We start from the raw sequence: 12,837 nt of genomic DNA on the forward strand, positions 1-12,837 counted from the left end.
AGATCCGGCCCGGATCGTCGGGGCCATGAACGAAACGAACGCGGGAGGCGTCCGGCAGCGGTCGGTCGAGATCGTGGTGCCGGTCCACAACGAGGCACACGTCCTCGGCGACAGTATCGGCCGCCTCCACGCCTACCTCGAAGCCTCTTTCCCGTTCCCGTTCCGGATCACCGTCGCGGACAACGCGAGCACGGACGCCACCTGGCAGGCGGCGACCGGGCTGACGGCCCGTCTTCCGCACGTCCACGCCGTCCACCTGGAGGCCAAGGGCCGGGGCCGCGCGCTGAAGTACGTGTGGAGCAGGTCCGAGGCGGACGTGGTCGCGTACATGGACGTCGACCTGTCGACCGGACTCGACGGCTTCCTCCCGCTGGTCGCGCCCCTGCTCTCCGGTCACAGTGACCTGGCCATCGGCAGCCGGCTGCACCGCCAGTCAGCGGTGGTCCGCGGACCGAGGCGCGAGTTCATCTCCCGCTCCTACAACCTGCTGCTGAGGCTGGGGCTCGCGGCCCGCTTCTCGGACGCGCAGTGCGGCTTCAAGGCGGTACGCACCGAGGTCTTCCGGGCGCTCGCCCCGCACATCGAGGACAACACCTGGTTCTTCGACACCGAGTTGCTGGTGCTGGCCGAGCGCAACCGGCTGCGTATCCACGAGGTGCCGGTGGACTGGGTCGACGACCCCGACAGCCGGGTCGACATCGTCGCCACCGCCGTCGACGACCTCAAGGGCATGGGCCGGATGCAACGCCGGATCCTGACCGGCCGCACCCGCGTCGCCCTACCGCCCCGGTCCGGTACGGCACACATGACGGCCGCCGCCCACGGGGCCGCCTCCGTGGAGCCCGGCCCCGGCGGGGGCGGGGATCACGCGGGAGCCGAACCTACGTCGCCCGCCGCGGGCGCCGAGCGTACGTCGCCCCCCGCGGGAGCCGCCGCCCCGCCCGCCCGGGCGAAGGCGGCGTGAGCACGCCGCGCGGCCGCGGCGCGCGACAGCTGCCGCGCCTCCCCGTCGCCGTCGCCACGGTGGGCAGCGCCCTCGTCGACCTCACGCCCCTGATCACCACGGTCGGCGCCGACCTCGGCGCCACCGCACCCGCTTCGCCCTGATGCGGCTCCGGGCCCTCCGCCCGCGTCGCACTCCCTCTCCCCGCTTGGAGCCCGCGTCATGACGACTCTCGCCCCACCGCCCACGTCCTCACCGAGCAGCAGGCACCGGGCGGCACCGCCCACCGACGGCGGCTTCGTCGCCCGTGGCCGAAGGCTCTTCACCGGCCCCGCCGAGGACCCCCGCTGGACGCGCCCTGCCCTGTGGGCGATCCTGCTCGCGGCGACGGCCCTGTACGCCTGGAACATCACCTCCATCAGCGGCAACAGCTTCTACAACGCGGCCGTCTACAGCGGCACCAAGAGCTGGAAGGCGTTCTTCTTCGGCGCGCTGGACTCCGGCAGCTTCATCACGGTCGACAAACCGCCGTTCGCGCTGTGGGTGATGGGACTGTCCGCCCGCGCCTTCGGCTTCGGCACCTGGCAGTTGGCGCTGCCGATGGTCGCGGTGGGCACCGGCTCCGTGGCCCTGCTCCACCGCATGGTCAAGCGCGACTTCGGCCCGGTGGCGGCGACCGTCGCCGCGCTGGCACTGGCGCTGACCCCGATCACCGTCGCCATCAACCGGGACACCAACCCGGACCCGATCCTGGTCTTCCTGATGCTGCTCGGCGCGGCGGGTCTCTTCAAGGCCGTCCGCACCGGCCGACTGATGCCGCTCGTCTGGTCCGCCGTCGCGATCGGCTTCGCGTTCAACACCAAGATGATGCAGGCGTACGTCGTCCTGCCGGCCTTCTTCCTGGTTTACCTCTGGGCCGCGCACGGCTCGCTGGGCCGCCGGATCCGCCACCTCGCCGTCGCCACGGTGGCCCTGGTCGTCTCCAGCGCCTGGTGGATGGTGGTCGTCGACCTGATCCCCGCCTCCTCCCGCCCCTACATCGGCGGTTCGACCGACAACACGGTCTGGGACCTGGTCATCGGCTACAACGGCTTCGGCCGTATCTTCGGCGCCAGTTCCTCGGTCGGCTCGGCGGGCAACGGTGCGAGCTTCGGCGGCAGCGCGGGCGTCTACCGGCTGTTCAACGAGATCATGGGCGGCCAGATCTCCTGGCTCATCCCCTTCGCGACCATCGCCCTCATCGCGGGTCTGATCCTGCGCGGCCGCGCCCCGCGCACCGACGCCGAGCGTGCGGCGCTCATGCTCTGGGGCGGCTGGTTCGTCCTGCACTACCTGACCTTCGCCCTCGCGGAGGGCACCTTCCACCCGTACTACGTCACCGCCATGGCCCCCGGCATCGCGGCCCTGGCCGGTGCGGGCGGCGTGACCCTGTACCGGGCGTTCCGTGAGGGCTCGGCGGCGAAGTGGGGCTGGGTCCTGCCTGCCGCCGTCGCGGCCAGTGCGGCCTGGGCGATCGTGCTGCTCCAGCGGGTCTCGGGCTCCGGCACGCTGTACACCGTCGCGGAGATCGTCGTCGGCGTCGCGGGCACGGTCGCGGTGCTCGGCCTGCTCGCCGGACGCTTCACGCGGCGCGAGGGGCTCATCGGCTTCGCCGCGCTGGCCGCGGTCGTCGCCCTGCTGGCCGGCCCCGCCGCGTACTCGGTCTCGGCGGCCACCTCCGCCACGAACGGCACCAACCCCACGGCCGGCCCCAGCACCGGTGGCGGCATGGGTGGCATGGGCGGGGGTCCGGGCGGCGCGAGCGGTTCGAGTCGTACGAGTGGTACCGGCGGCCGGTCCATGGGTGAGCCCCCGTCGGGCGGCGGCTCCGCGCCTTCGGGCTCCGACACCCGGCCGAGCGGCAGCGAGACGGGGGACAGCGAGACGGCCAGTGGCCGGACAGGCAGTGGCCAGGCCGGCGGTGGTCAGATGGGCGGAGGCGGCACGCAGGTGTCGTCCGAGATGATCACGTACCTGAAGAAGCATCAGGACGGAGCTACCTGGCTGCTGGCCGTGGCCACCGACCAGACCGCGTCCTCGATCATCCTGGAGTCCGGGCAGCCCGTCATCTCCATGGGCGGCTGGTCCGGCAGCGACAACGCCATGACCCTCGCCAAGCTCAAGAGCCTGGTGAAGTCCGGCAAGCTGCACTACATCATCGTCAGCAGCGACGGCGGACAGGGCACGAACTCCGAGATCGCCACCTGGGTCAAGGCACACGGCACGACCGTCAAGTCCTCGGCGTACAGCTCTGCTTCGCCCTCGACCACCTCTTCTTCCACGTCCTCGACGTCCTCCACGTCCTCCACGTCGAGCACCGGCGGCCTGTACCGCCTGGACGCCTCCGACGTCGGCTGACCCAGCCATCCACCCCGGCAGGGGCGGGCCACCGGACATCCCCCACCGGTGGCCCGCCCCTCCTTTCCGTTCCTTTCCGTCGCTCAGTCCCGGGCGAGGGTGGCCCGGGCTTCGCCCGCCGGGCGCCGTACGGCCGCGTCGGTCAGCTCCTTGACCCGGTCGGCGGGCACCGGAACGCCCGGGGTCTCGAAGAACCACCGCTGCGCCTCCTCCTGGCTCAGCCCCTCGGGCTGCGCCGCGAGGTAGGGCTGCACGTAGACCGGGGTGCCCGGCTCGCTGCGCCAGCTGTCGGCGAGCGTGCCGATGTCCACCGCGTCGTACCCGAGGACGTCCAGCAGCTTCACCACCCGCGCCTTGGCGGCCGCGTCGTCACCGGCGAGGGGCAGGGCGCTGCGGTCGGAGACGCCGGAGGGTCGGGCGGAGAGGAACAGGCGCCGGAAGTCGATGCTGTTGAACGCCTTGACCACCCGGGAGTCGGCCAGGTGGCGCTGGACCAGGGCGCTGGAGGTCGGCCCGCCCTCGTCCAGTTCGGCGAGGCGGCCATCGCGGTCCGGGTAGTAGTTCATGGTGTCGATCACGACCTTGCCCGCGAGAGCCGCCGCGGGCAGCCGGTCGTAGGCCTTCAGCGGCACGGTCGCCACCACCAGGTCACCGGCGCGGGCGGCCTCCTCGGGGGTGGCCGCGCGGGCGTGCCCGCCGAGTTCGGCGACGAGGCCGGCGAGTGTCTCCGGTCCGCGCGAGTTGCTGAGTACGACGTCCAGTCCGGCCGCCACGGCGAGGCGGGCCAGCCCGCCGCCGATCATGCCGCTGCCGATGAGTCCAAGGGTTTTCGTCACGGTGGGTTCTCCCGCTGATGTGATGTGCAGCAGATCGATCAAGAGTGAATCCATATGCCAATCGTGAAACTCGGTGTCACATTAGCGTCCGTGATTCACTATGGCGAGCGGGGAGCGGGTGAGCGGTACGATCCCGAGGTGAACGGAGCAGCGCGTACGAGCACGAGGGACATCGCACGGGCCGCCGTCCGGGCCGAGTTGGCCCAGGTGGCCTTCGAGCTGTTCCGACGCGAGGGCTTCGAGAACGTCACCGTCAACGACCTGGCCGCGGCGGCCGGGGTGTCCCGGAGCACCTTCCTGCGCTACTTCGGCACCAAGGAGGACGCCGTCCTCGACGCGGTGGACGCCCAGGGCGGGCGGATCGCCGACGCGCTGCGCGCCCGCCCGGCCGGCGAGGACGACTGGACGGCGCTGCGACACGCCCTGGGCACGGTCGTCGAGCACCACCGGCAGGACCCGGCCGGCGCGCTCGCGCTGTCCCGTCTGATCATGAAGACCCCCGCGCTGTGCACGCGCAGCATGGAGAAGCAGAACGGCTGGCGCCCGGTCATCGCCGAGGCCCTCGCCGAGCGCGCGGCCCCCGCGCGGCCGTCGGCCCTGGGCCCGCTGGTGCGGGCCGCCGCCGCGGTCGACTGTCTGAACATCGCCGTCAACCACTGGACCGCTTCCGACGGCACCCTCGACCTCGACGATCTGATCGACGAGGCCTTCGCGGCACTCGCACCGCGCTAGGTGAGGACCACTGGATGAGGACCCTGTCGGCCCTGACGGCGGGCGTGGCCCGGGGCGAGCTGAGCGCGGCCGAGGTGATCGCGGACGCGCTGGAGCGACTCGACCGTACGGAGTCCGACGTACGGGCGTGGGTACGGGTGGACCGGGACGGAGCGCTGAGCGCCGCCCGGGAGCTGGATGGCGTGCCGTCGGGCGGCCCGCTGCGCGGCGTCCCCGTCGGGGTCAAGGACATCATCGACGTCGCCGGTCTGCCCACCGAGTGCGGATCGCCGCTGCGCCGGGGCAGGATCGCCGAGGCCGACGCCCCGCTGGTCGCGCGCCTGCGGCGGCTCGGCGCGATTCCCCTCGGCAAGACGGTCACCACCGAGTTCGCGTACTTCGCCCCCGGCCCCACGAGGAACCCGCACAACCTCGCCCACACGCCCGGTGGTTCCTCCAGCGGCTCCGCGGCCGCCGTCGCCACCGGGGTCGTCCCGCTGGCTCTCGGCAGCCAGACCGCGGGCTCGCTCACCCGTCCGGCGTCGTACTGCGGGGTCGCGGGCTTCGTGGCGCCGGCCGGGGGTCCCCTCGACACGACGGGATTCGTGGGCCTGGCCCCCGGCCTCGACGCGGTCGGGCTGTTGACTCCGACGGTGGCCGATCTCCGGCTCGCTCAGGGGGCGTTGACCGGCGCGGACCGGCTCCCCGGCCCTCCGGAACAGCCGACGCGACCGAGGCTGGCGGTGTGGTCGGGCGGTGAACTGGCCGAGATCTCGGAGGACATGCGGGCGGCTCTGGTCCGGAGCGTCGAGGACGCCGTGGCGAACGGCGCCGTGCTCGTGGACGTCGACTGGCCCACCCTCACTCCCCGCCTCGTCGAGGCACACGTCACGGTGATGGCGTACGAGGCCGCGCGGACGCTGGCCGAGGAGAGCACCCACCCGGACCGGCTGAGCGCACCGCTGAACGAACTCCTGGCGCACGGCCGTTCCCTCACCACCGGGGACTACGAGCAGGCGCGGTCCGTCGCGCGGCGGGAGCGCTCCGCGATGCTGGCACTGCTCTGCGACGTGGACGCCGTGCTCGGCCCGGCCGCCCCGGGTGCCGCCCCGAAGGGCCTGACGGCCACCGGGTCGCCCGTCCTGAGCCGCCCCTGGCAGCTCCTCGGCCTCCCGGCCGTGACCGTACCGGGCCACCGGGACGCCCAGGGCATGCCCCTGGGCCTCCAACTCGTGGGCCACCCGGACCGCCTGGAAGGCCTGTTCTCCCTCGGCCACGCCGTCGAACGGGCCGCGCGGGCGAACGGCTGACGCGCGGCGACCGCCGATGGTCGCCGATCAGATCGGAACGGCTCAGTCCTCGACGACCGCCGCGAAGGCCACGTCCGCCGTGCCGACGGTGCCCCCGCGCCGTCCGGGTGCGCTCGCCCACTTCCAGTAGAGGTTGGTGTGCGCGATCACCTGCTCCGGCGGCGGCGCCCCGTACGCGCTGAGGTCCTCCGTCGTGTGCGCGTCACCGACCAACGTCACGTCGTACCCGCGTACGAAGGCCCCGTGCAGGGTGGCGCGGATGCACATGTCGGTCTGGGCGCCCGTGACGACGAGCCGGCCCACCCCGCGCTCGGCGAGCAGCGCCTCGAGGTCGGTGTCCTCGAAGGAGTCGCCGTAGTTCTTGTGGACGAGGGGCTCGGCGTCGCGGCGGACCAGTTCCGGCACGTACTGCCAGCTCTCGCTGTCGCGCTTGAGCTGGTCGTCCGAGTGCTGCACCCACACCACCGGCACGTCCTGCGCGCGAGCCCTGCCGACCAGGGTGTCGATGTTCGCGACCACCTCGTCGCGCCGGTGCGCGCCCGCCACCACCCCGTTCTGGACGTCGATGACGAGCAGCGCCGTGTTCGGCCGATCGGGCAGAGTCGTCATGAGGGGCCTCCGTTGTCTCGCCGGTCTCGTCCGTCCCGTCCATCTCACTCGGCAGGTGCGTTCCGAGTGCGCCCCCTCTTTCTACCGTTCGACGACGGGAGCGCCAACTGCCCTGCCCCACAGGACGACGAGCCCGGCCGTGTCGCCCAGCCGCTGGTGCCCCTTCCCCTCCCGGACACCGCGCCGTCACACCGGGCGGGAACGTTCCCATCGTCCCCCTCCGCTCAAGCCTCTTCTTGTGTCCGTCCGCCGGTACCGCGGGCGTGACGTGGAAGGACGATGTGCGCCGTGTCCCCGCTCTCGCTCGACGATCTCCCCGTAGCGCGCCCCGCCCCTGTCCGGTCCCCCGCCGCCGCCCGCCTGACCCGCCTCACCCGTGTGACGCTGACCCTGCTGCCACTCCTGGCGATCGGGACGTGGGCGGCGGTCGACTGGCGCGCGGTGAGCGAGGGCGCCGCCCGGCTGGCCGCCGCCGATCCCCGGTGGCTGCTGGCCGGGGTCTTCTTCACCTGCCTGGGCTGGGTGGCCGCCGCGTGCGTCCGGCAAGGTGCCCTGCCCGAACGGCTGCCGCCCGGGCCGCTGCTCGCCTCGCAGTTCGCCGCGGGCGCCGCCAACCACATCCTTCCGGCGAGCATCGGCGCCCACGCCGTCACCCTGCGCTTCCTCCAGCGCCGCGGCATACCCCTGGCCCGGGCCACCGCCTCGCTCGCCCTGTACTCACTGGTCAAGCCGCTGGCGAAGACGGTGGTGCTCGTCGTCTTCCTCGTGGCCTTCCCGGACGCGCTACGGCTCGGCGACCTCACCCCGGACACCTGGACGTTGCTCATGGCCGCCGGGGCCGCGGTGCTCGGTCTCGCCACCGCCGCCCTGCTCCTGACGGTCGTACGCCCACTGCGCCGCCCGGCGCTCGGATTCGTACGCACCGCCCTCACCGAGGCACGGACCCTGCACACCCGGCCCAGCCGCGTCCTCGCCCTGTGGGGCGGGTCGGCCGTCGCCCCGGTGCTCCAGGGGAGCGTGATCGCCTCGGTCGGGTTCTCGCTCGGACTGCCGCTGTCCTGGGCCCAGGTGGTCCTCGCGCTGCTGCTCGCCAGTACCGCCGTCGGCGCGGTGCCCGCCCCGGGCGGCATCGGCCCGGTCGACGCGGCCATGGTCCTCACCATGGCCGCGTACGGCGCCCCCGTGTCCCTGGCCACGGCAACCGTCATCGGCTACCGCGTCCTGACCGTCTGGATCCCCCTGCTCCCGGGCGCCCTCGTCCTCTCGGCCCTCGTCCATCGCGAGGTGCTGTGAACCTCAGCCCTCGTCCGGAGCCAACCGCAGCGAGATGCTGTTGATGCAGTACCGCTGGTCGGTCGGGGTCGGGTAGCCCTCGCCCTCGAAGACATGGCCGAGGTGCGATCCGCAGCGGGCGCACCGCACCTCCGTGCGGACCATCCCGTGGGAGCGGTCCGCGATCAGCTCGACCGCGTCGGAGTCCTTCGGGTCGAAGAAGGACGGCCAGCCGCAGTGGGACTCGAACTTCTCGTTCGACGTGAAGAGTTCGGCACCGCAGGCACGGCAGGAGTAGACACCCTTGGCCTTGGTGTCGGTGTACTCGCCCGTGAAGGCGGGCTCGGTGCCCGCCTTCCGCAGGACGGTGTACTCGGCCGGGGTCAGCTCCGCGCGCCACTGCTCGTCCGGCTTTTCGATGTCGTACGACATGAAGCTCAACCCCTCACAAACGTCACGGCTACTTCGACAGGCGGGTCAGGATCTCGGGACCGAGGTCCGTCACGTCTCCCGCGCCCATGGTGAGAACGAGATCACCGGGCTTCGCCATTCCCGCGACGACCGAGGGCACCTGCGCCTTGTCGTGGACCGGTGTCACGTCCGCGCCCGCCGCCCGCGCCGCCTCGATGATCAGCTCGCTGGTGACGCCCGGGATCGGGTCCTCGCGGGCCGGGTAGATGTCCAGCACGATCGAGGCGTCGGCCAGGGCCAGGGACTCGCCCATCTCCTTGGCGAGCTCCTGGGTGCGGGAGAACAGGTGGGGCTGGAAGACCACCAGGATGCGGCCGTCGGCACCCGCGCGCATGGCCTCCAGGTCGGCCGTCATCTCGGTCGGGTGGTGCGCGTAGGAGTCGATGACCTGGACGCCCGCCTCCTCGCCCTTCAGCTGCAGACGCCGCTTCACACCCGTGTAGGAGGCGATCGCGGGGGCCAGCTCCGCGGCCGGAATGCCCAGCGCCGCGCCCGCCGCCAGCGCGGCCACCGCGTTGTGCGCGTAGTGGCGGCCGGGGACGGAGACGGCGAAGGTCAGCTCCGTGCCGTCGAGGAGCACCGTCACCTCGCTCTTCAGGCCCTGGGGGATCACGGACAGGACCCGTACGTCCGCGTCCGGCGCGTCGCCGTACGTCACCACCCGTACGTCCGCCGGCAGACGCCGGGTCAGTTCGCGCGCGCCCTCGTGGTCCGCGGAGATCACCAGCGTGCCGCCCGGCACGATCTTGGCGGCGAAGGTCTCGAAGGACTCGTAGATCTCGTCGATGGAGGCATAGTTGGCGTGGTGGTCGAGCTCGACGTTGAGGACGATCGCGACCTCGGGGGCGTACTTGTGGAAGCTGCGGTCCGATTCGTCGGCCTCGGCGACGAAGATCTCACCGTCGCCGTGCAGGGCGTTCGAGCCGGGGGCGTCCAGGTCGCCGCCGATCGCGTACGAGGGGTTCAGTCCCAGCGCGGAGAGGGACACGGCGAGCATCGACGTGGTCGTGGTCTTGCCGTGCGTGCCCGCGACCGCGATCGGGCGCAGGCCGTCCATCAGCCGGGCGAGGGCGTCCGAGCGGTGGACCACCGGGATGCCGAGCTCGGCCGCGCGGGCCAGCTCCGGGTTGTCCGCGCGGATCGCCGAGGACACCACCACACAGGTGGCGTCGGAGGCCAGGTGGTCGGCCGCGTGGCCGATGTGCACGGTCGCGCCCAGCGCCCGCAGGGCCTCGGCGGTGGCGGACTCCTTCGCGTCGCTGCCCGCGACCTTCGCCCCGCGCTGCGCCAGGATCTTGGCGATGCCCGACATCCCGGCGCCGCCGATGCCGATGAAGTGCGGTCGGTCCATGGCGGTAGGAAGGCCGGGTGCCATGCGTGTATCTCCCAAGATCCGGTACGACGGTAAGCGCGCTCCCACAGACAGGAACCCGCCCCAGCCTATTCCGTACGACCCCCCGCAACCTCCCAGGGGCGCGGGGCTGTGACATGTGCGCCTCCGCCGCGTGGGCGCGACCAGCCACGTGCCGGCCGCACCCGACCGATCCCGGCAGCCCCTACGGCGCCACGCCCACGCCCGGCGGGAGCCCTACACCTTGCTGTGCGAGAACAGCTTCAGCACCGGCACGCCGACCTTGTGACGGGCCCGCGAGGCCCAGTCGCGGTGGAAGAACTCCTCCACGTAGTGCGGGTCGGTCAGCACGATGACCTCGTCCGCGTCGATCTCGTCGACCAGCTCCTTGAGGGCGTCGAGCGGGTGGTTCTCGATGAGCCGCCCCTCGGCCTCGCTGCCGGCCGAGCGCAGCGCCACCAGCGACACGTCGAGGGCCTGCTGCCCCTGACCGGCCGCGTCCGCGCCCTCCGGCGTCTCACGCTCGTGGGCCGCCTCGTCCAGCTCCCCGAGCGCGACGTCGTCGATGGCGCGCAGCAGCCGGTCCGCCTGGTCGCCCCGCGGCTGGAGCAGCACATGGAAGGCGACCACCTCGTCACCGTGCAAGGTGGTGACGAACTCCACGTCGGCGGACGTCAGGGCCTTCTCGATCATCAATACGCTTGTGAACACGACAGGCGCCCTTCTCCTCCGTGGGCCTCCCTGGCCCCCTGCGGAAACCATCCTGCCCCGTGATCGCACGGGGACTGCGGTTTTTAGTGTGCCCAGCGGAAGATAATCGGAACGATCTACTCCGCTACCTTGCCCTGACCGACGGCCGGGACCGACGCCAGGGCCGCCGATCAGGGGCGACGGTATCGGGCGAAGAGGAATCCGGCCTCCTCCAGGAGGGACGCCAGTTCGAGCCGCTCGGGAACCGCCATCGCGGGCCCCCCGGCGATCCGCTGCGCGTCTCCCCCGGCGAGCGTCGGGGAAAGGGTCAGGCACAGTTCGTCGAGGACACCCGCCGCGACCATCTGGCCCAACAGCCGCGGGCCGCCCTCGGTCAGCAGCCGGGTCATGCCGCGCTCGGCGAGGGCACGTACGGCCCGTACCGGGTCCACGCCCATCCCGTCCCCGGCGATCACCACCTCGGCGCCCGCCTTCTCGGCCGCCGCCACCCGGTCGGGGGCCGCCGCGGCGCCCGTCAGGACGAGCGTGGGCACCAGGGGCGAGGTGAACAGGGGCAGCGAGAAGTCCAGGTCGAGGCTCGCGGTGACGACGGCGATCACGGGCGCCGGGCCCTGTCCGGCCGCCTCCCGGGACGCCGCGAACTCCGCACGCGCGCGTGCCGGACGGTAACCCTCCTGGCGTACCGTTTCCGCGCCGACGACCACGACGTCCGCGAGAGCCCGCAGCACCCCGAAGATCCGCATGTCGGCGGCGCTGGAGATGCCCTGGGACTTCCCGTCGTGCTGGGCGGCGCCGTCGAGCGTGGAGACCATGTTGGCCCGCAGCCAGGGCTGCCGGACACCGGCGGAGCGGAGCTCGGGGTAGGCGTACGCCTCCGCCAGCTCCAGCAGTTCCCACTCACGGTCCGTCGCATCCGTCACATCCGCCACAGCCGCACCAGGGGCTTCTGAGGCCCCGGCGGTGGCCTGGGCTGCTGTTTCGTAGGTCACAGGGAACAGGCGTCGCATGTCGTGCAGTGTGGCACGGCCCTTAGAGTGGGGAACCGTGTCGTCCTCCTCCGCCGCTTCCGGGTTCGAACCGATATCCGAAGCAGCCCCCACGTCCCTGTGCGCCCGCGAGCCGCACGTCCCCGCGGACCGGCTGGTCGCCGAGATGGTGCCGCCGCCGCGCTTCGACTCCGTGCGCTTCGAAACGTACATTCCGGACCCGAACCAGCCGAGCCAGACCGAGGCCGTACAGGTCCTCGCCGGCTTCGCGGCCGGTCTCGGCGGGGCGCACGCGCTCGGCGGCGGCAAGCGCGGCTTCTTCGGCTTCGGCAAGGCCAAGGCACCGAAGACCCCGGCCGGCCCCCGCGGTGTGTACCTGGACGGCGGCTACGGCGTCGGCAAGACCCACCTGCTCGCCTCCCTGTGGCACGCCACCCCGGCCGAGCCCGCGCTCAAGGCCTTCGGCACCTTCGTGGAGCTGACGAACCTGGTCGGCGCGCTCGGCTTCCAGAAGACCGTGCAGACGCTCTCCGGGCACCGCCTCCTGTGCATCGACGAGTTCGAACTCGACGACCCGGGCGACACCGTCCTCGTCTCCACCCTGCTCGGCAAGCTGGTCGACGCGGGGGTCGCGCTCGCGGCCACCTCGAACACCCTGCCGGGCAAGCTCGGCGAGGGCCGGTTCGCGGCCGCCGACTTCCTGCGCGAGATCCAGGGGCTGTCCGCGCACTTCCGGCCGCTGCGCATCGACGGCGAGGACTACCGCCACCGCGGGCTGCCCGAGGCCCCGGCGCCGTTCACCGACGAGCAGGTCACGAAGGCCGCGTACGCCACGGACGGGGCCTCCCTGGACGACTTCCCGCATCTGCTCGACCACCTCGCGCGCGTGCACCCCAGCCGCTACGGCGCCCTGACCGACGACCTGAAGGCCGTCTGCCTCACCGACGTCCAGCCGGTGCCCGACCAGTCGACGGCGCTGCGGCTCGTGGTGCTCGCCGACCGGCTGTACGACCGCGAGGTGCCCGTCCTCGCCTCCGGGATGCCCTTCGACCAGCTCTTCAGTGAGGAGATGCTGAACGGCGGCTACCGGAAGAAGTACTTCCGCGCGATCTCCCGGCTCACCGCGCTGGCCCGCGACGCCAAGGGACTCGTCGAGGCGTAGTTTTCGGCCCCTCCACAGCGTTTTCGGCCCACTTCACTGTGAAACGTCGAGTTAACCCTGCAAACAACTTGCCGCGTT

General features: G+C 72.3%; 13 protein-coding genes. 7 read left to right on the top strand and 6 right to left on the bottom strand.

Annotation, left to right across the window (positions count from 1 at the left end; all coding sequences use genetic code 11):
- Nucleotides 1–25 precede the first annotated feature (25 nt).
- From KVT44_RS03990 to KVT44_RS04000, 3 genes are read left to right on the top strand one after another with little or no spacing between them, the layout of a single operon-like run.
- Nucleotides 26–964 (top strand): glycosyltransferase, encoded by a 939-nt coding sequence (locus tag KVT44_RS03990; RefSeq protein ID WP_217566110.1) that lies wholly within the window; start codon nucleotides 26–28, stop codon nucleotides 962–964.
- Entirely contained in the window at nucleotides 961–1,107 is a 147-nt protein-coding gene (locus KVT44_RS03995; protein WP_217566111.1) for a hypothetical protein, read from the top strand. The genes KVT44_RS03990 and KVT44_RS03995 overlap by 4 nt, the downstream gene beginning before the upstream one ends.
- A gap of 58 nt (nucleotides 1,108–1,165) precedes the next feature.
- Nucleotides 1,166–3,340, top strand: coding sequence for a glycosyltransferase family 39 protein (locus tag KVT44_RS04000; RefSeq protein WP_217566112.1), 2,175 nt, complete (start codon nucleotides 1,166–1,168; stop codon nucleotides 3,338–3,340).
- Nucleotides 3,341–3,423: 83 nt separating this feature from the next.
- On the opposite strand, the gene KVT44_RS04005 is transcribed toward KVT44_RS04000, so the two are convergent.
- Nucleotides 3,424–4,176, bottom strand: a complete 753-nt coding sequence (locus KVT44_RS04005; RefSeq protein WP_308313905.1) for an NAD(P)-binding domain-containing protein — start codon at nucleotides 4,174–4,176, stop codon at nucleotides 3,424–3,426.
- A 138-nt stretch (nucleotides 4,177–4,314) separates the two neighbouring features.
- Between KVT44_RS04005 and KVT44_RS04010 the strand changes: the two genes are divergently transcribed.
- On the top strand, nucleotides 4,315–4,908 hold the full coding sequence (locus tag KVT44_RS04010; protein ID WP_308313906.1) for a TetR family transcriptional regulator: 594 nt from the start codon (nucleotides 4,315–4,317) through the stop codon (nucleotides 4,906–4,908).
- A 14-nt stretch (nucleotides 4,909–4,922) separates the two neighbouring features.
- Entirely contained in the window at nucleotides 4,923–6,197 is a 1,275-nt protein-coding gene (locus tag KVT44_RS04015) for an amidase (protein ID WP_217566115.1), read from the top strand.
- A 42-nt stretch (nucleotides 6,198–6,239) separates the two neighbouring features.
- Here the strand turns inward: KVT44_RS04015 and KVT44_RS04020 are convergent, their stop codons facing one another.
- The gene (locus KVT44_RS04020; protein ID WP_217566116.1) at nucleotides 6,240–6,806 is read right to left on the bottom strand and encodes a cysteine hydrolase family protein; all 567 of its coding nucleotides are present in this window, start codon (nucleotides 6,804–6,806) and stop codon (nucleotides 6,240–6,242) included.
- A gap of 288 nt (nucleotides 6,807–7,094) precedes the next feature.
- Here KVT44_RS04020 and KVT44_RS04025 point away from each other — a divergent pair, with 288 nt between their 5' ends.
- The gene (locus KVT44_RS04025) at nucleotides 7,095–8,099 is read left to right on the top strand and encodes a lysylphosphatidylglycerol synthase transmembrane domain-containing protein (protein ID WP_308313907.1); all 1,005 of its coding nucleotides are present in this window, start codon (nucleotides 7,095–7,097) and stop codon (nucleotides 8,097–8,099) included.
- Between the two features lie 3 nt (nucleotides 8,100–8,102).
- Here KVT44_RS04025 and msrB read toward each other — a convergent pair whose 3' ends face one another.
- From msrB to KVT44_RS04045, 4 genes are all read right to left on the bottom strand, one after another.
- Entirely contained in the window at nucleotides 8,103–8,510 is a 408-nt protein-coding gene (msrB, locus tag KVT44_RS04030; protein ID WP_099920172.1) for a peptide-methionine (R)-S-oxide reductase MsrB, read from the bottom strand.
- A gap of 28 nt (nucleotides 8,511–8,538) precedes the next feature.
- Nucleotides 8,539–9,924, bottom strand: a complete 1,386-nt coding sequence (murC, locus tag KVT44_RS04035) for a UDP-N-acetylmuramate--L-alanine ligase (RefSeq protein WP_217566118.1) — start codon at nucleotides 9,922–9,924, stop codon at nucleotides 8,539–8,541.
- Between the two features lie 213 nt (nucleotides 9,925–10,137).
- Nucleotides 10,138–10,611: an indole-3-glycerol phosphate synthase gene (locus KVT44_RS04040; RefSeq protein ID WP_079090183.1), complete on the bottom strand. Its 474-nt coding sequence runs from the start codon at nucleotides 10,609–10,611 to the stop codon at nucleotides 10,138–10,140.
- A gap of 170 nt (nucleotides 10,612–10,781) precedes the next feature.
- Complete coding sequence (locus KVT44_RS04045) at nucleotides 10,782–11,618, bottom strand: pyrimidine reductase family protein (RefSeq protein ID WP_217566119.1); 837 nt, start codon at nucleotides 11,616–11,618, stop codon at nucleotides 10,782–10,784.
- A gap of 37 nt (nucleotides 11,619–11,655) precedes the next feature.
- Between KVT44_RS04045 and zapE the strand changes: the two genes are divergently transcribed.
- Nucleotides 11,656–12,759, top strand: coding sequence for a cell division protein ZapE (gene zapE, locus KVT44_RS04050; protein WP_217566120.1), 1,104 nt, complete (start codon nucleotides 11,656–11,658; stop codon nucleotides 12,757–12,759).
- Nucleotides 12,760–12,837: the final 78 nt, after the last annotated feature.

Origin of the sequence: Streptomyces sp. GbtcB7, from assembly GCF_019091445.1 — a bacterium.
Taxonomy (GTDB): Bacteria; Actinomycetota; Actinomycetes; order Streptomycetales; family Streptomycetaceae; genus Streptomyces; species Streptomyces mirabilis.

What these genes read in the sequence shown, in the direction of transcription:
- KVT44_RS03990 (WP_217566110.1), top strand. Translation starts at nt 26, where the DNA reads ATGAACGAAACGAACGCGGGAGGCGTCCGGCAGCGGTCGGTCGAGATC.
- KVT44_RS04000 (WP_217566112.1), top strand. Translation starts at nt 1,166, where the DNA reads ATGACGACTCTCGCCCCACCGCCCACGTCCTCACCGAGCAGCAGGCAC.
- KVT44_RS04015 (WP_217566115.1), top strand. Translation starts at nt 4,923, where the DNA reads ATGAGGACCCTGTCGGCCCTGACGGCGGGCGTGGCCCGGGGCGAGCTG.
- KVT44_RS04020 (WP_217566116.1), bottom strand. Translation starts at nt 6,806, where the DNA reads ATGACGACTCTGCCCGATCGGCCGAACACGGCGCTGCTCGTCATCGAC.
- msrB (WP_099920172.1), bottom strand. Translation starts at nt 8,510, where the DNA reads ATGTCGTACGACATCGAAAAGCCGGACGAGCAGTGGCGCGCGGAGCTG.
- murC (WP_217566118.1), bottom strand. Translation starts at nt 9,924, where the DNA reads ATGGCACCCGGCCTTCCTACCGCCATGGACCGACCGCACTTCATCGGC.
- KVT44_RS04045 (WP_217566119.1), bottom strand. Translation starts at nt 11,618, where the DNA reads ATGCGACGCCTGTTCCCTGTGACCTACGAAACAGCAGCCCAGGCCACC.